This window comes from Comamonas sp. NyZ500, from assembly GCF_016772095.1.
Classification (GTDB): domain Bacteria; phylum Pseudomonadota; class Gammaproteobacteria; order Burkholderiales; family Burkholderiaceae_C; genus Comamonas; species Comamonas thiooxydans.
The window spans coordinates 391480-410675 of the sequence record NZ_JAEIJE010000002.1 but is presented as its reverse complement, the minus strand read 5'-3'; the positions used below and the strand labels follow the sequence as shown (position 1 = coordinate 410675).

Annotated in this window: 18 protein-coding genes; 13 read left to right on the top strand and 5 right to left on the bottom strand. The window is 62.5% G+C overall.

The window, feature by feature from the left end; translation table 11 throughout:
- Positions 1–54: 54 nt before the first annotated feature.
- Together dapA and bamC are read left to right on the top strand one after the other, a co-directional pair.
- Positions 55–951: a 4-hydroxy-tetrahydrodipicolinate synthase gene (gene dapA, locus JAO85_RS05485; RefSeq protein ID WP_003064577.1), complete on the top strand. Its 897-nt coding sequence runs from the start codon at positions 55–57 to the stop codon at positions 949–951.
- A 63-nt stretch (positions 952–1014) separates the two neighbouring features.
- Positions 1015–2127 carry an outer membrane protein assembly factor BamC gene (bamC, locus tag JAO85_RS05480; RefSeq protein WP_039049897.1) on the top strand — a complete coding sequence of 371 codons (1113 nt, stop codon included), beginning with the start codon at positions 1015–1017 and terminating at the stop codon, positions 2125–2127.
- Between the two features lie 273 nt (positions 2128–2400).
- On the opposite strand, the gene JAO85_RS05475 is transcribed toward bamC, so the two are convergent.
- The 3 genes from JAO85_RS05475 to JAO85_RS05465 all read right to left on the bottom strand — a co-directional run bounded on the left by JAO85_RS05475 (position 2401) and on the right by JAO85_RS05465 (position 5191).
- Positions 2401–2667, bottom strand: coding sequence for a hypothetical protein (locus JAO85_RS05475; protein WP_034359978.1), 267 nt, complete (start codon positions 2665–2667; stop codon positions 2401–2403).
- 377 nt (positions 2668–3044) lie between these two features.
- Positions 3045–4169, bottom strand: coding sequence for a JmjC domain-containing protein (locus tag JAO85_RS05470; protein WP_012837381.1), 1125 nt, complete (start codon positions 4167–4169; stop codon positions 3045–3047).
- A gap of 71 nt (positions 4170–4240) precedes the next feature.
- Complete coding sequence (locus JAO85_RS05465; RefSeq protein ID WP_202787635.1) at positions 4241–5191, bottom strand: helix-turn-helix domain-containing protein; 951 nt, start codon at positions 5189–5191, stop codon at positions 4241–4243.
- Positions 5192–5548: 357 nt separating this feature from the next.
- Here JAO85_RS05465 and JAO85_RS05460 point away from each other — a divergent pair, with 357 nt between their 5' ends.
- The 4 genes from JAO85_RS05460 (at position 5549) to JAO85_RS05445 (ending at position 9596) form a co-directional block, all read left to right on the top strand.
- Positions 5549–7000, top strand: a complete 1452-nt coding sequence (locus JAO85_RS05460) for an aldehyde dehydrogenase (RefSeq protein ID WP_202787634.1) — start codon at positions 5549–5551, stop codon at positions 6998–7000.
- A 176-nt stretch (positions 7001–7176) separates the two neighbouring features.
- Positions 7177–7497, top strand: a complete 321-nt coding sequence (locus tag JAO85_RS05455; RefSeq protein WP_054073617.1) for a cytochrome c — start codon at positions 7177–7179, stop codon at positions 7495–7497.
- 13 nt (positions 7498–7510) lie between these two features.
- On the top strand, positions 7511–8026 hold the full coding sequence (locus JAO85_RS05450) for a hypothetical protein (RefSeq protein WP_054073616.1): 516 nt from the start codon (positions 7511–7513) through the stop codon (positions 8024–8026).
- A gap of 19 nt (positions 8027–8045) precedes the next feature.
- The gene (locus tag JAO85_RS05445; protein WP_003064558.1) at positions 8046–9596 is read left to right on the top strand and encodes an FAD-binding oxidoreductase; all 1551 of its coding nucleotides are present in this window, start codon (positions 8046–8048) and stop codon (positions 9594–9596) included.
- A gap of 252 nt (positions 9597–9848) precedes the next feature.
- On the opposite strand, the gene JAO85_RS05440 is transcribed toward JAO85_RS05445, so the two are convergent.
- A complete protein-coding gene (locus tag JAO85_RS05440) occupies positions 9849–10829 on the bottom strand; it encodes an AraC family transcriptional regulator (RefSeq protein WP_202787633.1) in 981 nt (326 codons plus the stop codon).
- A 214-nt stretch (positions 10830–11043) separates the two neighbouring features.
- Between JAO85_RS05440 and JAO85_RS05435 the strand changes: the two genes are divergently transcribed.
- The 6 genes from JAO85_RS05435 to JAO85_RS05410 all read left to right on the top strand — a co-directional run bounded on the left by JAO85_RS05435 (position 11044) and on the right by JAO85_RS05410 (position 17268).
- Positions 11044–12267 carry an amino acid ABC transporter substrate-binding protein gene (locus JAO85_RS05435; protein WP_202787632.1) on the top strand — a complete coding sequence of 408 codons (1224 nt, stop codon included), beginning with the start codon at positions 11044–11046 and terminating at the stop codon, positions 12265–12267.
- 233 nt (positions 12268–12500) lie between these two features.
- Entirely contained in the window at positions 12501–13376 is an 876-nt protein-coding gene (locus JAO85_RS05430; RefSeq protein ID WP_202787631.1) for a branched-chain amino acid ABC transporter permease, read from the top strand.
- The gene (locus JAO85_RS05425) at positions 13373–14323 is read left to right on the top strand and encodes a branched-chain amino acid ABC transporter permease (RefSeq protein ID WP_202787630.1); all 951 of its coding nucleotides are present in this window, start codon (positions 13373–13375) and stop codon (positions 14321–14323) included. The genes JAO85_RS05430 and JAO85_RS05425 overlap by 4 nt, the downstream gene beginning before the upstream one ends.
- Positions 14320–15090: an ABC transporter ATP-binding protein gene (locus JAO85_RS05420; protein WP_039049904.1), complete on the top strand. Its 771-nt coding sequence runs from the start codon at positions 14320–14322 to the stop codon at positions 15088–15090. Before JAO85_RS05425 ends, JAO85_RS05420 begins: the two co-directional genes overlap by 4 nt.
- Positions 15083–15796 (top strand): ABC transporter ATP-binding protein, encoded by a 714-nt coding sequence (locus JAO85_RS05415; protein ID WP_202787629.1) that lies wholly within the window; start codon positions 15083–15085, stop codon positions 15794–15796. Before JAO85_RS05420 ends, JAO85_RS05415 begins: the two co-directional genes overlap by 8 nt.
- Positions 15797–15816: 20 nt before the next feature.
- On the top strand, positions 15817–17268 hold the full coding sequence (locus JAO85_RS05410) for an aldehyde dehydrogenase (RefSeq protein ID WP_202787628.1): 1452 nt from the start codon (positions 15817–15819) through the stop codon (positions 17266–17268).
- Between the two features lie 279 nt (positions 17269–17547).
- Here the strand turns inward: JAO85_RS05410 and JAO85_RS05405 are convergent, their stop codons facing one another.
- Positions 17548–18336: a DUF2076 domain-containing protein gene (locus JAO85_RS05405; RefSeq protein ID WP_202787627.1), complete on the bottom strand. Its 789-nt coding sequence runs from the start codon at positions 18334–18336 to the stop codon at positions 17548–17550.
- A gap of 235 nt (positions 18337–18571) precedes the next feature.
- Between JAO85_RS05405 and JAO85_RS05400 the strand changes: the two genes are divergently transcribed.
- Positions 18572–19093: a peptidylprolyl isomerase gene (locus tag JAO85_RS05400; protein WP_003064531.1), complete on the top strand. Its 522-nt coding sequence runs from the start codon at positions 18572–18574 to the stop codon at positions 19091–19093.
- The last annotated feature ends 103 nt before the right edge of the window (positions 19094–19196 follow it).

Genomic DNA, 19196 nt, shown 5'->3' with positions numbered 1-19196 from the left:
CTGCACCCTGTCCCTGTTTGTAGAATTCATTTTTACCGTTTTCTGATTGCGGATATGACATCACCCTCCGTTGCTCTCACTGGCAGCATTGTTGCCCTCATTACGCCCATGCTCGAAGACGGTAGCGTCGACTACCCGTCGCTGCGCAAACTCATCGACTGGCATGTGGCCGAAGGCACCAACTGCATCGGTGTGGTCGGCACCACCGGTGAATCGCCCACCGTGAATGTCGAAGAGCATTGCGAAATCATTCGTGTCGCCGTGGAACAGGCCGCCGGCCGCGTCTCCATCATGGCCGGCTGCGGTGCCAACAGCACGCACGAAGCCATCGAGCTGGCCAAGTACGCCAAGAAGGTGGGCGCCGACAGCCAGCTGCAGGTCGTTCCCTACTACAACAAGCCCACACAGGAAGGCCAGTACCAGCACTTCAAGGCCATCGCCGAAGCCACTGGCGACCTGCCCGTGGTCCTGTACAACGTGCCCGGCCGCTCGGTTGCGGACATGCAGCATGACACCGTGCTGCGCCTGGCCCAGATCCCCGGCATCATCGGCATCAAGGAAGCCACCGGCAACATCGAGCGTGCCCAATGGCTGATCCGCGACGTGCCTGCCGGCTTCGGCGTCTACTCCGGTGACGACCCCACCGCCGTGGCACTGATGCTGTGCGGCGGCCACGGCAATATCAGCGTGACGGCCAACGTCGCTCCTCGCCTGATGAGCGAGCTGTGCAAGGCCGCCATGGCCGGCGATACCAAGCGCGCCATGGAAATCCAGTTCAAGCTCATGCCCCTGCACAAGAGCCTGTTTGTGGAAGCCAATCCCATTCCCGTGAAGTGGGCAGCAGCCCGCATGGGTTTGTGCGGCCCCGCCATGCGCCTGCCCATGACGCCGCTGAGCGAGCAATGCGAAGCAGTTGTTGAGGATGCTCTGCGTAAAGTTGGCGTACTCTGATCGAGTTGCGCTAAGCTAGCGGTTTTTCGCACATAGCTTGAACGCTACCCAAGGACAATCCGCGTGAAACAACAAACAGCACGTTTGAGCCTGCTCAGCATCGCGCTGGGCCTGTCTGCCTGCACGACCACGTTCCAAGAGACCAAGATCGACTACAAGAGCGCGGGCAAGAATCAAGCTCCCTCTCTTGAAGTCCCTCCGGATCTGACGCAGCTGTCGCAAGACTCGCGCTATACCGTCCCTGGTGGCGTGGTATCCGCTGCTGCCATGCAGGCCAATGCCAAGGCCGCCAAGCCTGCCGACAACAACACCGCGGCCAACAAGATTGGCGACGTCCGCATCGAGCGCGACGGTGCCGAGCATTGGCTCGTGGTTGATCGTGCAGCCGACAAGCTCTGGGAGCCCACTCGCGACTTCTGGCTGGAAAACGGCTTCATCTACTCGATGGAAGACCGCCAACTGGGCATTCTCGAGACCGACTGGGCCGAAAACCGCGCCAAGCTGCCTCAGGACATCATCCGCAAAAGCCTGGGCAAGGTGTTTGATTCGCTCTATTCCACCAGCGAGCGCGACAAATTCCGCACCCGCCTGGAGCGCGAACCCGATGGCAAGACCCGCATCTATGTCACCCACCGTGGCATGCAGGAGGTCTACACCAGCGAGCGCAAGGACAACACCATCTGGCAACCACGTCCTCGCGACCCCGAACTGGAAACCGAATTCCTGCGCCGCATCATGGTCAAGCTGGGCGTGAGCGAAGAGCAGGCCTCTGCCGTCGCCAAGGCGGACAAGTCTGCAGCCACCACCTCGACCGGCGCACGCATGGACACCATCAACGGCGTGCCCACGCTGCAGCTGGAAGAAGGCTTTGAGCGCGCATGGCGCCGCGTTGGCGTGGCGCTGGACCGCACCGGCTTCACCGTGGAAGACCGCGACCGCAGCCGCGGCCTCTACTACGTGCGCTACGTGGACCCGAACGCCAAGCCTGAGTCCAAGGGCTTCTTCAGCAAGATCTTCAGCCAGGGCAAGGAAGCTGCCGCGCCTCAGAAGTATCAGATCCAGGTCAAGGGTGACGGCAACAAGTCCCAAGTCAGCGTGCTCAATGAGCAAGGCCAGCCGGACAGCTCCGCCAACGGCCAGCGTATCGTGCGCATCATCACCGATGATCTGAAGTAAAGAGCGCTGCACCCCATACAAAAGCCACCGGACTCAGCTCTGGTGGCTTTTTTCATGTCCTAACGAATCGAACTTCGGCTTGGGGGCTGCCGCTCATGGCGTGCGCTTGCCCGCCAAAATCCGCCCAAGTGCAGATTACAGGTGCAGACCTTGTATGCCGGCAAGCATCCGCAGCTCGAAAATCCGCTGCGAAATCCAGACGTAAAAAAACCGCACCTGAGTGCGGTTTTTTCATGCTCGAGGCCTGGGCCTCAAGCTGGCTGATGCAGCGAATTACTTGGCAGCAGGAGCTTCAGCGGCGGGAGCAGCAGGAGCGTCAGCGGCAGGAGCAGCAGGAGCGTCAGCGGCGGGGGCAGCAGGAGCGTCAGCGGCAGGAGCAGCAGCGTCAGCGGCGGGAGCAGCAGGAGCTTCAGCAGCAGGTGCGGGAGCAGCAGGAGCTTCCACAGCAGGTGCGGGAGCAGCAGGAGCTTCTTCCTTCTTGCCGCAAGCAGCCAGAGCAGCAGCAGCGATCACGGTAGCCAGAATCAGAGAGTTCTTCATGACAGTTTCCTAAATGGTAGGTTCAGCAGACGGTATGCAGATTGCCATTACGGTCAGCCTTTTGCAGCTATTGATCGCTCTGGCAGATCAGGTCAAACGATAAATTCGACTCAGCCCGCATTATAGGTAGTTTTGCCCATTGCTGACTAACACTGACAGCAACCAAACAATTCTGCACAAATCGGTGCGTTCTCATTTACCGGGCAAGCCCACGCTTGCCTTGAGCCACACTGTGGAGCATAAATTTATTCCTGTCAAATCCCTGACAAAGCTTTGATAAAGATTTACATAACCTACACAAAGCCTGCGAAATCAACAGGAGCCACAGAGGACAAACCCGTAAGTTAGCACGATCGCTGTTACAAGTCCACCCTGTTTCAGTCGCCGGAGCGAACCCAGCCAGCATCAAACCACGACGACAGCAACTCCAGCGCGTCATCGCTGGCAGTTGCCAGATCCTTGCGCGACAGGGCTCGGCTGTCTGCCAGCTTGCGCATCAAGGTGGCATCGCGGCCGCCAGCCAGATAGCTTTCGCCATTGATGAAGATGTGCTTGGCGTCATACATCATGCGTGTGCGGCGATCCAGCACCACGCTCTCGAACATGCCGTTTTCATCGCCATGCTCGAACCAGACATTGGGCTTGGGGTCGCTCAGGTACTCGCCCAGCGCACGCTCCAGCGCCAGCGGCTCGGCCATGGCCTTCTTCAGTGCCTCGCGGGCAAAGTCATACATGCCTTCAGGAATCAGCGCCGGGTTGCTCACGGCCTCCTGTTTGGGGTCGCGATAAATGACCGGAGTTTCGGGCTCGTCGGGCTCGTCCGACATGCGCAGCAGCAACTCGCGACCCAGCTCGCTGCGATCGGGCGAGCGAAAGCCTATCGAATACGTCATGCATTCACCTTCTGCCACTCCGTCATGCGCCCATTTGGGCGGCAGATACAGCATGTCGCCGGGCTCCAGAACAAACTCTTCCTCGGGCTCGAAATTGGAGAGAATCTTCAGCGGCTTGCCCTGCTGCAGAGACAGGTCTTTTTGACGACCGATGCGCCAGCGGCGCCTGCCCTGGGCCTGCAGCAAAAACACGTCATAGCTGTCGAAATGCGGGCCTACGCCCCCTTGATCGGTGGCAAAGCTGATCATCAGATCATCGAGGCGCGCCTCGGGCACAAAGCGGAATTGCTGCAGCAACTCATGCGCCTTGGCGTCATGCATGTCCACGCCCTGCACCAGCACGGTCCAGCCCGGCTTGGTCAATGCAGGCAGGCTGCGACGGGACAGCGGGCCGTGGCTGAGCTTCCAGTTGTCGCCTTCGAGCTGCTGGATCAGGCGCGACTCCACGCCATCCTCGCCCGCCATGGCCAGCAGGCGAGCACGCGGAATCGGGGCCTTGAAGCCGGGGATGGCCTGGCGCACCAGCAAAGGCTTTTTATGCCAATGCTTGCGCATGAATTGAGAGGCGGTGAGCCCACCCAGCAGGGTGAGCGGCGTATTGATGTCCATGAATACAGTCCTGCTTTCTAAGCAACGGCCTGCATTGTCCTATAGGCCTCGAAAACGCTGGTCGGCACAGATCAATGACCGAGCGCTCTGAACTCGGACGGCGACATGCCGGCATAGGCCTTGAAGGCACGGCTGAAGTGCGCGCTGTTGCCAAAACCACAGCCCATGGCAATGTCTGTAATGGTGCGGTGCGCGAGCGCCGGGGAATGCAGCTCCCGCATGCAAAGCTCCAACCGGCTCTGCTGGATGAAGCCGCCCAGCGACTGGTCTCGCCCCGCAAAGGCGTTGTGCAGATGCCGACGGCTGCAATTGAGTGCTTCGGCCACCTGATCGACCGACAACCCGGGGTCGCGCACATGGCTGGCCACATGCTCGCAGATGCGGTCGTACAGGGCCTGCTTCTGCGTCACCGCCGTGGCCTGCCCGCCAAGGGCCTGCAGGGACAGGTGCACCATATCCACCAGCAACTCCCCGGCGCGGCGCGCCAGCGGTGCCGTCATATTGTCCAGTTCCTGGTAAGTGCTGCGCATGGTCTGCAGAGCAATGCGCGCAATGCCGGCGCTGCCCCCCACCGATCGACCCATGAGGTTTTCCAGACGCAGGCCTCGCTCGGCAATGCTCTGTTTGGGCACCATCATGATCAGGTGCTCCGTGTGCCGGGGATTGGCCACCACATAGGGCTGCGAGGTGTCATAGATGGCCCAGTTGCCATTGCTCACGCAGGCCTTGCTGCCGTACTGCTCCACCTCGGCATGGCCGCTCCAGGGCGCCACGATCTTGAGATAGGCCGCTTCGCTGTCGCGCAGACGGTGGCTGTCGCGTATGACGCGGTGGCGCCCGGCATCCAGCTTGGTGAGCATCACATCGCCTGCGTATGCCACGCTCAGATGTCCGTCAAAACAGGTGTCGCCATACAGATCCGTATCCAGACCCGAGAACAACTGCGCCATCCAGCCCTGCCAGGCTGGTGCAGTTTCCTTCTCGGGAAGACCATCGGTACTCAGTACCACGGGCGCGGTCATGGGCCTTGACTCCTCGTTGTATCTATCTCTGCCTGTACCGACAAAGTACAGCAATTATCGGTAAGTGAGCACTTTCGTGCTCAGGCCGGAAGGAATCTCCCACACTGCATTCAAACTAGTGCAAACCCTAGGTTGCGTGCACGATTCGTCAAACGGTTTGTGCACATTGCGCACAGCATCTTGCCAAGGCTTTTCCTACGATCACTCACACGCCAGTGTCAGGCGAAACACCACAAAAGGGGGGAGACAAGCCCGGTGACACAAGCCTTGTGCAACGGCACCAGCTCCCACTTTTTTCAACTTGCAGCAACAAGCAGTGACCGCGGTCACGCGACCTTGGTAGCGAAGGAAGCGAAGATGATTGAACAAAGCATGCTCATCGGCGGTCAGACCGCACAGGCCAGCAATGGCGCCACTTTCGAGCGCAGAAACCCTCTGGACGGATCGGTCGCCACGCGTGCCCCGGCCGCCACAACAGCCGACGCCGTGCGTGCCGTGGAAGCCGCTCAGGCGGCCTTCCCTGCCTGGGCGGCCCTGGGCCCCACAGAACGCAGGCTGATGCTGATGAAGGCCTCGCAGGCCCTGGAGGCCAAGGCCGAAGCCTTTGCCGCAGCCATGGCGGCAGAAACCGGCGCCTCCGGCATCTGGGCCGGCTTCAATGTGCATCTGGCCGCCAATATGTTTCTCGAAGCCGCGTCGCTGACCACCCAGATCAACGGCCAGCTGATTCCTTCGGATATCCCCGGCAGCATGGCCATGGCCGTGCGCCAGCCCGCCGGCGTGGTGCTGGGCATCGCCCCCTGGAATGCCCCCATCATCTTGGCCGTGCGCGCCATTGCCACGCCCCTGGCCTGCGGCAACACCGTGATCCTCAAGGGCTCGGAGCTGTGTCCCGCCACGCACGGCCTGATCATCGAAGCGCTGCAGGAAGGCGGCCTGCCGCCTGGTGTGGTGAACTTCGTGACCAATGCGCCCGAAGACGCCGGCACAGTGGTCGAGGCCATGGTGGCCCACCCCGCCGTACGCCGCGTGAACTTCACGGGCTCCACGCGCGTGGGCCGCATCATCGGCCAGACCTGCGCCAAATACCTCAAGCCCGTCATCCTGGAGCTGGGCGGCAAGGCCCCGTTTCTGGTGCTCGACGATGCCGACATCGACTCCGCGGTGGCCGGCTGCACCTTTGGCGCCTTCGCCAACTCGGGCCAGATATGCATGTCCACCGAGCGCATCATCGTGGACGAGGCCGTGGCCGAGGAATTCATCGCCAAGCTGGTGGGCCGCGCCACAACCCTGCCTCTGGGCGACCCCCGCAAAGGCCCTGTGGTGCTGGGCTCAGTCGTGGACATGAACACCGTGAACCGCGTCAACGAGCTCATCGACGACGCCGTGAGCAAGGGTGCCAGGATTCTTTGCGGCGGCAAGGCCAGCGACACCTTGATGGCCGCCACGCTGATAGACGGCGTGACTCCCGAGATGCGAATCTTCCGTGAAGAGACCTTTGCCCCGGTAAAAGCCATCGTGCGCGTGCGTGGCGAAGAGCAGGCCATCGCCATGGCCAACGACAACGAGTTCGGCCTGTCTTCCGCCGTCTACACCAGGGACACAGCGCGCGGCTGGCGCGTGGCCGGTCGCATCGAAGCGGGCATCTGTCATGTCAACGGCCCCACCGTGCACGACGAGGCACAGATGCCTTTCGGCGGCGTGAAGAACTCGGGCTACGGCCACTTTGGCGGCCAGGCCGGTATCGATGCCTTTACCGACACCCGCTGGATCACCATGCAGACCACCGCACGTCACTACCCCTTCTAAAGCGTCCAGGACAGCAGTCGTAGCCGGCAGGCATGACTCCTGTCCTCGCTTGAAACCTCCATCGCGGGCACTGGGCCATGAGGCAAAGACCTCAGGTGCAGCGCCCGCATGGGCAAGGCGCGGGCCCCAACCCGCGCCTTGTGTCTGCCGACCCACAGAACCACCGGAGACCCACGTTGAAACATGCCTCCCAACTGGCCATGGCAGCCCTGCTGTCTGGCCTCAGCCTCGCCGCCTCGGCTGCGGACTCTCACAACATTGGCCCCGGCCAGCGCTTCTACGAAAAGACCTGCGCCAAATGCCATGAAGCCGGCATAGGCCCCGTCATCAAGGGGCGAGGCTTTCCGCCCGCGACCTACGTGATCATTGCGCGCAACGGCATGAACGCCATGCCATCCTTTCGCGTGACCGATATCGACGACGCCACGCTGGAAGACTTGGCAAACTACCTGTCCAGGACAGAGGCCCCCAAGGCAGCCGAGCCAGCCAGGAAATAAGGAGGACGATGCAATGCAAACCGATCGTCGCTCCCTTCTCAAAGGTCTGACCGCTGCAGGTCTGGCTGTCTCCGGCATAGGCTGGGCACAGGCTGCCACCTCCGCTGCAGGCCGCACCGCCAGCGCAGCCACACGCTCTGCCGAGGTGCTGGCCGTGACCTCCTCCATGCACGCCAGCGCGCTGGACAAGGCCTTTGCGGCCGGTGTTCAGAGCACCTCCCGCAACGTGGTGCACACCGGCCTTCAAGGTCTGGACAGCGCCGCATTCAACCAATTGGGCGAGCTGCTGACCGACAGCCAGGAAACCCTGCTGGTGGGTCTGCTTGATGACGCCTCGGCCACGTTGGTGCTGGACCTGGTTCGCTCCAGCGGTGGCCGCGTGCTGGCTGTGGAACACCATCGCGTGGACGGCGCCGCCGCCGACTGGGCCCAGGCGCTGGGTCGGTCGCTGGCGTCCGGTCAAGTCATGAACACCACCACGGCGGCAGCAGGCAAGGAAGCCCGCGTGTCCTTTAGCTGCGTAATCTAAGAAACAAGGAAAGCAGAGCATGACAAGCAAATACATGGCCCTGCCCAAGGGCATGAGCGAGAGCAGCTTCGATGCGGCCATCGCCCAATTCAAGAAGGCCCTGGGCGAAGATAATGTGATGATCAAGGACGAACTGGTTCGTCCCTACACCAAGGTGATGATGGCTGTGCCTACCGAAGAGCACACACCTTCCGCCGTGGTGACTGCCACCACCGTGGAGCAGGTGCAAGAGGTCGTCAAGATCTGCAACGCGCACAAGGTGCCCGTGTGGACCATCTCTACCGGCCGCAACTTCGGCTACGGCTCGGCCGCACCGGGCCAGCGCGGCCAGGTGGTGCTGGATCTGCGCAAGATGAACAAGATCATCCACGTGGACCCCGAACTGTGCACGGCCCTGGTCGAGCCTGGCGTGACCTACCAGATGCTCTACGACTACCTCGAAGAGAACAAGATTCCCTTGATGCTGTCGTTCTCGGCACCTTCGGCCATTGCCGGTCCTCTGGGCAACACCATGGACCGCGGCGTGGGCTACACACCTTATGGCGAACACTTCATGATGCAGTGCGGCATGGAAGTGGTGATGGCCAACGGCGATGTGCTGCGCACCGGCATGGGAGGCGTCAAGGGCGACAAGGCCTGGCAGGTGTTCAAATGGGGTTACGGCCCGACGCTGGACGGCATGTTCACCCAGTCCAACTACGGCATCTGCACCAAGATGGGTTTCTGGCTGATGCCCAAGCCCCCGGTCTTCAAGCCGCTGGAAATCCAGTTCGACGAAGACAGCGATATCTCCGAGATCGTGGAATTCATCCGCCCCCTGCGCATCGCCCAGGTCATCCCCAATTCGGTGGTGATTGCCGGCGTGCTGTGGGAGGCATCCACCTGCAACACCCGCCGCTCGGACTACACCACCGAGCCCGGCCATACGCCCGACGCCATCCTCAAGCAGATCCAGAAAGACAAGCATCTGGGCGCCTGGAATGTCTACGCTGCGCTGTACGGCACCAGGGAGCAGGTCGACGTCAACTTCAAGATCGTGCAGGACGCGCTCAAGAAGCTGGGCAAGGGCCGCTTGATCACCGAAGAGATGGCTGGCGACACCCAGCCCTTCAAGTACCGTGCCCAGCTCATGTCGGGCGTGCCCAACCTGCAGGAATTCGGCCTCTACAACTGGCGCGGGGGTGGCGGCTCGATGTGGTTTGCCCCTGTGTCGCAGGCGCGCGGCAGCGAGTGCGACAAGCAGAAGTCGCTGGCCAAGAAGATCCTCAACAAGCATGGCCTGGACTATGTGGGCGAGTTCATCGTCGGCTGGCGCGATATGCACCATGTCATCGATGTGCTCTACGACCGCAGCAACGAAGAGGAAACCAAGCGTGCCAACGCCTGCTTTGCCGAGCTGCTGGACGAGTTCGAAAAGGAAGGCTATGCCGTGTACCGCGTGAACACGGCCTTCCAGGAGCGCGTGGCGCAGAGCTACGGTCCGGTCAAGCGCGATATCGAGCGCAAGATCAAGCGTGCTCTGGACCCCAATGGGATTCTGGCTCCGGGCAAGTGCGGGATAGATATTTAAGCTCCCCCTGAGCGGCTTTGCCGCTTCCCCCTCTCTCGCTGCGCGGGAGGGGGACAATACCTTCGCTGCGGGGCGGCCCTTGCTCGGTATTACTGAGTCAGAGCATGCTCAATCCAACGCTCTTGGTCGCAGCCAAGCACGCAAAAAAGCCACCCGATTTGAAAACGCCGGGTGGCTTTTTTGTTTTTGGATTGCTACCTTATTGATAGCTTACAGCGTATTTAGTATCTGGACCTGAGGCTTGTTTAACTCTTAATTGAGCAATTTGGAGCCAAACATGCCTGCCCTGAACTGCGCCGGCGTCTGCCCCGTGTGCTGCTTGAACAGGCGGCTCAGATGCGCGCCGCTGGCAAAGCCGCTGGCCAGCGCCAGCTCGGTCAGGGTGCAGTGGCGATTGGCAGGACTGAGCAGTTCGCGCTGGAACAGGGCCACGCGCTCGGCCCAGATATGCTGGCTGATGGACAGGCTCTCATCGGCAAAGGCGTTGTAGAGATGACGCTTGCTGCAGTTGAGCGCTGCGGCCACGGCATCCACGCTCAGGGCCGGATCGCGCAGATGCTGGCGCACATAGGCCTTGATGCGGCCCAGCAGCAGCTCGCTGGCGCTCAGCGAGGCCGCACGGCCGCAGGCATCGAGCAGGGACAGCTGGATCAGCTGCAGCAGCGAATCCGTCACATGCTGGGCCAGTCCCTGGCCCATGGCCCGACATTCGGCAAAAGTGCCGCGCATCATGTCCAGCGCAATGCGGGACACGCCTTCGCTGCCACCCACATAGCGCCCCATGAGCGCGTCGATGGGGCGACCATGGTCTTCGAAGCGGCTTTTGGGCAGGGTGATGATCAGATGCTCGCACCACTCGGGGTTGAGCACCTCGTACTCCTGCGTGGTGTCATAGATCAGCCACTGGCCGCTGCGCGCCACGGCTTCGCGCCCGTTCTGGCAGACGCGGGCCTCGCCATGCCAGGGAGCCACGATCTTGAGAAAGTCCGTGCTGCGGCGCGCCATGCTGGCCGATGTGCGCCGCACGCGATGGCGGCTGGCCTCGATCCGGGTCATGCCCACCGGCCCCAGCTCCAGGGTTCCCAGCCGCGCCGAGAAATGCTGATCGCCATAGACATCGCTCTCCAGTCCATAGAGCGTTGACATCCAGTGCTGCCAGGCGCCCACGGCTTGGGCACCTTGCATCTCGGTCATCTTCTCGGTCACTTGGTAGGCAGGAATGTCTGGCCGCATCTGGGCTCCTGAAGAAGTAACAGGATGCTTCATTATCCATAGCGACCCGGACCCGGGTCCGGGCAAAACCGGCACCTCGCAGGGAAATCAGTGTTTACCCACAGACACTTGCATGCACAGACAAGACGCAGTGCACGCACAGACAAGCCCCTTGCGCCGCGATTTCCTACGATGGCCGAAAACCCGGACACCCGTCCATAAAAAGGAGACAAGCATGACATTCGCCGACAAGCGTTTTGTTCTCAAAAGCCTGGTCGCGGCCACGGCCCTGGCGGGTCTGTGCGGCCAGGCCCTGGCCCAGGAAGCGCCCAAGTCCATCCGTATCGGCTGGGCAATTGCCAAGACCGGCGTCAACGCGGGCGGTACCTCCGTGACCACGGCACCCAACTACAAGCTCTGGGTCAAGGAGATCAACGACGCCGGCGGCATCATGCTCAAGGCCTACAACAAGCGCGTGCCCATCGAGGTCATCGAATACGACGATCGCTCCAGCACCGAGGAGGCCGTGCGCGCCACCGAGCGCCTGATCACCCAGGACAAGGTCGACTTCGTGCTGCCGCCCTGGGGCACGGGCTCCAACCTGGCCGTGGGGCCGACCTACGAAAAGCACAAATATCCGCTGCTGGCCGCCACCTCGGTGACCGACAAGGCCCCCGATCTGGCCAAGCGCTGGAAGCATGCCTTCTTCTTCCTGGGCACGGGCGGCGAATATGCCGAGGGCCTGGTCGCCATGCTGGAAAAGGCCAAGAAGGACGGCAAGATCAACAACAAGATCGCCATGATCAACATCGCCGACGGCTTTGGCGTGGAACTGGCCAATGCCACGCGCAAGGCCGCCAAGCAGCATGGCTTCGAGCTGGTCTACGACAAGAGCTATCCGATCGGCACGCAGGACATGACGCCCGTCATCAACGAGGCCAAGGGCAAGGGTGCCGACACCTTCGTGGCCTACTCCTACCCGCCCGACACCATGCTGATCAACGAGCAGGCCAGGACGCTGGGCCTGGCTCCCAAGGTGCTGTTCACCGGCGTGGGCACGCAATTCCCCATGTTCAAGGGCAAGTTCGGCGCAGCGGCCGAAGGCGTGATGGCACCGGGCGGCATCGATGCCGGCCACCCGCAGATGCAGGCTTACCTCAAGCGCTTCAAGGAAGTGACCGGCCAGGAATCGGACCGCTTTGCCAGCCCCATCGTTTACACCTCGCTGCAGATGCTGCAGCAGGCCATCGAGCGCGTGGGCAAGATCGATCGTGCCGCCGTGACCCAGGAGCTCAAGAGCGGCAGCTTCGAGACCGTGCTCGGTCCCGTCAAGCTCGAAGGCCAGATGCTGACCAAGCTCTGGCATGTGGGCCAGTGGCAGAACGGCGAGTTCAATGCGATTGCGCCGACCAACCGGGCGGGTGTCAAGCCTGCGGTTATCCCCCGCGTGAATCAGTAAACACCCCCTGAGGCGCTACGCGCCTTCCCCCTCTCTATGCGCGCTTTGCGCTATGGGAGGGGGACGATGCCATCGCCGCGAGGCGGCTCTTGCTCGGCATCTCTGATACCCCATGGCCACCATCTGTATCCTGCTAGGCAAGAACTATCAAAACAAGAGCTGGTTGCGCATGCCTCGCCTTCACTTTGCATTGATTTCATAAAAAGAACAATGAATCACCAGCGGTATACGCTATGAATTTAATAGACATCCTTCTCGCTGGCGCCATGCTGGGCGGGCTCTACGGCCTGGTGGCCATGGGGCTGACGCTGCAGTATGGCGTGGCGCGCATCATGAATCTCTCTTACGGTGAGTTTCTGATTGCGCCAGCCTTTCTGGCCTTTTTTGCGGTGAGCAGCTGGGGTATTTCACCGCTGCTTCTGGTGCTGCTGGTGCTGCCGCTGGGCTTTGCCATCCAGTGGCTGATCTATCAGTTGCTGCTGACTCCGCTGGTGCGCCGCGCCAAGGGCGGACCGGCGCTGGAGGTGGATTCAATTTTGGCCACCTTCGGCATGCTGTTCGTCGTCCAGGGCGTCATGCTGGTGATGTTCGGCGGCGACTATCACAGCTACAGCTATCTGTCCGAACCCGTGGAGATCCTGGGCAGCAAGGTCGCGGCCAACCGTCTGCTGGTGCTGGGCTTTGCCATCGTGCTGGGCGGCGGCCTGTACCTGCTGCTGACGCGCACCCGTACCGGCGCCGTGGTGCGCGCCGTCTCTGTGGCACCTCAGTTCGCACATCTGGTCGGCATCAATGTGCGCAGCACGGCGGCCTTGGCCTACGGTCTGGGCGGCGCGCTGGTGGCGGTCTGCGGCGTGCTGGTCAGCATGTTTCTGCCCTTCTCGGCAGGCATGGGCACCATGTTTGCCATGAAGGCGCTGATCGTCGTCATCATGGGCGGCGTGGGCAATCTCATGGGTTGCCTGGTCGCCGGCATGCTGCTGGGCTTTGCCGAAACATTGGTGGCCTCATTTGTCGACCCCGGCCTGACGCTGGCCGTCAACTACGCGGTGTTCCTGCTGGTGCTGCTGTTCAAGCCCACGGGCTTGTTCGGGAGGGCCGCACGATGAATCCGAACCATCGCAAGGAAATCCTGATCTGGGCCGTCAGCGCCATCGCCATCACCGGTCTGGCCCTGCTGCCGCGCTGGCTGACGGACGAGTACTACCTCTCGCTCATGATCAGCATCCTGATGTACTGCGTGCTGGCCACGGCCTGGGCGCTGTTCTCGGGACCGACGCGCTATATCTCGCTGGCCACCGTCGCCTTCTTCGGCATGGGCGCCTATGTCACCGCCGTGTTCGGCGAATCCCTGCCCTGGGCTGCCGTGCTGGGCATTGCGGCCGGCGTGGGCCTGATCATGGCCTTGATCGTGGGCCTGTCCACGCTGCGGCTGTCGGGCGTGTACTTTGTGATCTTCAGCTTCGGCCTGGCCGAGCTGGTCAAGCAGCTCGTCACCTGGTGGGAAGTCAACATCACCAAGGATCTGGGCCGCTATGTATTCGTGGAGATCACCCAGCTCGATATCTACTGGCAGCTGCTGGCCATGCTGGCCCTGGTGCTGGCGCTGCGCGCCCTCATCAACCGCTCGCGTCTGGGCCTGGCGCTGCGCGTGATCGGCGAGGACGAGACCGTGGCCACCCATGTGGGCATCAACACCACCACGGCCAAACTGCTGCTGTTCGCCGTCAGCGCCGTGTTCATCACCGTCACGGGCGCCATCATGGCTCCGCGCTGGACCTATATCGACCCCAGCATTGCCTTTGCTCCTGCCGTCTCGTTCCAGACCCTGATCATGGCCTTGCTCGGCGGTGCCGGCGCGCTGTTCGGCCCGATTCTGGGGGCTGTCCCGCTGGTGCTGCTGTTCGAGTACCTGGGTGCCAACTTCCCCAACCATTTCTCGATTCTGCTGGGCCTGGTATTCATCGTGATCGTCTACTTCATTCCCCAGGGTCTGTCTGGCGTGCTGGCCAGGCTGCTGGGCAAGAATGCGGCCAGCAAGGGAGACCAGCCATGAAGACCGCCACCCTGCTTTCCGTGCGCGGCGCCACCAAACGCTTCGGCGGCCTGGTGGCCGTCAACGCACTGAGCTTTGACGTCTATCCGGGCGAGGTCGTGGGCCTGCTCGGCCCCAATGGCTCGGGCAAGACCACGGCCATGAATCTGATCTCGGGCGCCCTGCCCGTCAACGGCGGCGAGATCGTATTCAACGGCAAGCCCATCCACCCGCTCAAAAGCCACCAGATCGCCCGCCTGGGCGTGGCGCGCACCTTCCAGCTGGTCAAGGTGCTGGGCTCCATGAGCTGCAGCGACAACGTCATTGCCGGCATGGCCTTCAAGCCCCGGCCGCTGTTTGGCAAACCTGCCGCTGCGCGTGCCCTGCAACTGCTCAATCAAGTGGGTCTGGCCGAATTGGCGAATACTCCCGCAGGCGAGCTCACCTATATCAACCAGAAGCGCCTGGAGCTGGCCCGCGCGCTGGCGCTGGAGCCGCAGATCCTGCTGCTCGACGAATGGCTGGCAGGCCTGAACCCCACGGAGCTGCAGCAGGGCATTGCACTGATCCGGCAGTTGCAGGCCACGGGGCTGACGATTCTCATGGTCGAACATGTGATGGACGCCGTACACGCGCTGTGCAGCCGCTGCGTGGTGATGAACGCGGGCACGAAAATAGCCGACGGCCCCACGGCCCAGGTGCTCAAAGAGCCCGAGGTGGTGCGTGCCTATCTGGGGGAAGAAGTGAGTGCAGATGAAGACCGGTCAGCGGAGGCCAGCCATGCTTGAAGTGCGCAATATCTCGGTGAGCTACGGCAAGCATGAGGCGCTGCACCAGGTCAGCCTCCAGGTTCAGCCCGGCGAGCTGGTCGTCATGCTGGGCGCCAACGGAGCGGGCAAGTCCAGCCTGCTCAAGGCGCTGGGCGGCATGGTCACGCCGCAGGCCGGCGCCAGCGCCCAGCTGGCGGGCCAGGAGCTGATGCAGTTGCCCCAGCATGCCATCGTGCAAGCCGGCTTGGCCCTGGTGCCCGAGGGGCGCGGCGTGTTCGGCGATCTCAGCGTCAAGGAAAACCTGCTGCTGGGAGCCCAGCCCCGGCGCGCACGCGCCAACGAGGCCAGCAATCTGGAGCAGGTCTTCGCCCTCTTTCCCAAGCTGCACGATCGTCTGGCCCAAACCGTGCGCACCATGAGCGGCGGCGAGCAGCAGATGGTGGCCGTGGGCCGCGCTCTCATGAGCCAGCCCGATATCCTGCTGCTGGACGAGCCTTCGCTGGGCCTGTCGCCGCTGATGTGCAAAGAGCTGTTCGCAGCCCTGGCGCGCATCAAGACACTGGGCATGGGCGTGCTGCTGGTGGAACAGAACGCGCGCCAGAGTCTGGCTATAGCCGACCGGGGCTATCTGCTGGAGACCGGGCGCATTGTGGGCGAAGGCTCGGCACAAGAACTTAGCAGCAGTGCTGCTGTCAGACGCGCCTACTTGGGCGGCGAACACTGAACACTCAAAAGGAGACACACATGATCAAACAAAAAATGCTGATAGCCGGCCAGGAATGTGCAGCCGGCAATGGCGCGACCTTTGAACGCAGGAACCCGCTGGATGGCTCGGTTGCCACGCGTGCGCCCGCCGCCACCACCGAAGACGCCATCCGCGCCTGCGAAGCTGCGGCAGCAGCCTTCCCCGCCTGGTCGCAACTGGGGCCGAACGCCCGCCGCGCCATGCTGATGAAGGCCTCGCAGGCGCTGGAAGCCAAGGGCGAAGCGATTGCCGCGGCCATGGCTGCCGAGACCGGCGCCTCGGGCATCTGGGCCGGCTTCAACGTGCATCTGGCCGCCAGCATGCTGCTGGAAGCGGCTTCGCTGACCACGCAAATCAATGGCGAGATCATCCCCTCCGACGTGCCCGGCAGCCTGGCCATGGCCGTGCGCCAGCCCGCCGGCGTGGTGCTCGGTATCGCGCCCTGGAATGCCCCCGTGATTCTGGCCGTGCGCAGCATCTCCACGGCCCTGGCCTGCGGCAATACCGTGATTCTCAAGGGGTCGGAGCTCTGCCCCGCCACCCACGGCCTGATCATCGAAGCGCTGCAGGACGCAGGCCTGCCCGCCGGCGTGGTGAACTTTGTGACCAATGCGCCCGCCGATGCGGGCAGCGTGGTCGAGACCATCGTGGCCCATCCGGCCGTGCGCCGCGTGAGCTTTACCGGCTCCACGCGCGTGGGCCGCATCATCGGCCAGACCTGCGCCAAGCATCTCAAGCCCGCACTGCTGGAGCTCGGCGGCAAAGCCCCGTTTCTGGTGCTGGACGATGCCGATATCGATGCGGCCGTGAACGCCGCCACCTTTGGCGCGTTTGCCAACTCGGGCCAGATCTGCATGTCCACCGAGCGCTTTGTGGTGGATAACAAGGTGGCCGACGAGTTCATCGCCAAGTTTGCCGCCAAGGCCCGCAGCCTGCCTCTGGGCGACCCGCGCAAGGGGCCCGTGGTGCTGGGCTCGGTGGTCGATCTGGCCACGGTGGAGCGCTGCAATGCCATGATCGACGACGCGCTGGCCAAGGGCGGAAAACTGGTCTGCGGCGGCAAGGCCGAGAGCACCCTGATGCCCGCCACACTGATCGACCATGTGACGCCGGCGATGCGCATCTTCCACGAGGAGAGCTTCGGCCCGGTCAAGGGCATCGTGCGCGTAAACGGCGAGGAAGAAGCCATCGCCACGGCCAATGACAACGAGTTCGGTCTGTCCTCCGCAGTCTTCACCCGGGACACGGCCCGCGGCTGGCGTGTGGCGGCGCGCATCGAGGCCGGCATCTGCCATATCAACGGCCCCACGGTGCATGACGAAGCCCAGATGCCGTTTGGCGGCGTCAAGGCCTCGGGCTATGGCCATTTCGGCGGCCAGCAGGGCATCAATGCCTTTACCGAAACCCGCTGGGTGACCATGCAGACCGCAGAACGCCACTATCCGTTCTAAAGACCCCCTGAGCGGCTTTGCCTGGGCGGCCCCGCCGCTTCCCCCTCTCTGCTTCGCGGGGGGGGGGGACGACAGCTTTGCTGCGCGGCGGCGCTTGCTTGCTGTCTCACACTTAGGTCGCGCCCTAATTAAAGCTCGCGCCCATCGCTACTGAAATTAAAAAAGCCACCTGATTTGAAAACGCCAGGTGGCTTTCTTTTTTCCTTCTCACTATCTAATCCATAGCTGCTAGCGTTTGATGGAAAAGGGCTTGAGCCTCAAAAATCTCAAAGCATGTAATCAGGCAAAGTCATCGTCAAAGAAGCCGCCGCCATCGTCCCAACTGCCGCTGTCAAAGCTGGCTGAGTTGTCTATGCTGCCAAGGCCCGCATCGTTGGCCAGGCTCGAGGTATTGCCGCTATCGCCATGCAAGCCCTGGTTGCTGCTGTCCTGCGCCAGCGACTTGCTTTCGCCGCCACTCTGGCTGCCCGAGCCGGCGTGATGGCCGCCCATCAGATTCTCCAGCCCGTTGAACAGAAACATGCCGCCAGCCACGCCGGCTGCGGCCGCTGCGGCATTGCCCAGGAAGCTGCTGCCGGCAGAGGTTGCAGGCTGGCCGTAGGCCTGCGGCGCTGCAGCACGGGGCGCCGAGCCGCCGCCAAAGAAACGGTCGCGCCAGCTGGAAGGTTGAGGCGCCGCTTGCGGCTGGTTCTGCGGCTGGTTCTGCGGCTGGTACTGGGGTTGATAGGGAGGCTGGGCATTGGCAGCGTAGCCAGCATCCTCGGCATAGCGCTCGGGAGCGCGGCCGAAGTGCGTGCCCAGGCCGCCCGAGAGAAAGCTGCCTGCGCCCTGGCTCTGGCTTTGCTGGGCCAGCTTCACCTGCTGCTGCAACTCGCCGATCTGCTGCTGGGCCTGCTGAATGGCTTGCTCCAGCATCAAGGTGCGCTGGGCCAGCCAGTAGACCGCATCGGGCGCGTTGCTCAATCCACGGCGCAGCTCGGCATCGGCCTGCGCGTCCTTGGGCTGACCCTGGGTCAGCGTCAGCCTGGCGCACAGGTCTTGCAGCAGTTGTTGTTCCTGAGAGGTCATGGTGCCTTCCTTAAAGCCCGCAAATTACTTGCAGCAGAGATGGGGTCAGTATGCAGGCCTGCAAGAGCGCCAATGTGAAGGCTGTGCAAGTGCTTTTTGCAGGGTGTAACAAAAGGCCTGTGCTGCAGTTGCGGGCAGCGCATGGGACAATGCCTGCCATTGCGCCACGGTCGTGGCGGCGTTTCAATTTCGGCTGCGGGACTGGCCCGCGGCCCACCAACTGCATACACACACCATGGAAGTTACCCAACAATGCGTGGTCGCCCTGACCTGGACACTGAAAGACACCCTGGGCGAGGAGCTGGATGTGCTGGACGAGCCCGTGGAGTTCCTTGTCGGCGGCGATGACCTGTTCAAGCGCATCGAAGAGGCTCTGCAAGGCCACGGCGTAGGCACCACACTGGACCTGCACCTGGAGCCCGAAGAGGCATTCGGCGACTATGACGAGAGCCTGATCTTCCTGGAAAAGCGCGAGCTGTTCCCCGAGGAGATCGAGGAAGGCATGAGTTTCGAGAGCACGGCCATGCCCAAGGGCACCAACCCCGTGCCTCCCGATCTGCTCTACACGGTCACCGAAATCTATCCCGAGCATGTGGTGCTGGACGGCAACCACCCACTGGCCGGAATCGCCATCCGCCTGCACCTCAAGATCGAAGCCGTGCGCGAGGCCACCGAGGAAGAGATCGGTCGCGGCACGGCCGGTACGGGATTTTTCCGTATCGAGCCCATGGCTCCGGGCAACGAAACACTTCACTAACCCCCTGAGGCGCTTTGCGCCTTCCCCCTCAGGGGGACGACAGCTTTGCTGCGGGGCAGCCTAGGCTCTTGCTTGCTATCTCTGGCTTGAGAACACGCCAGTT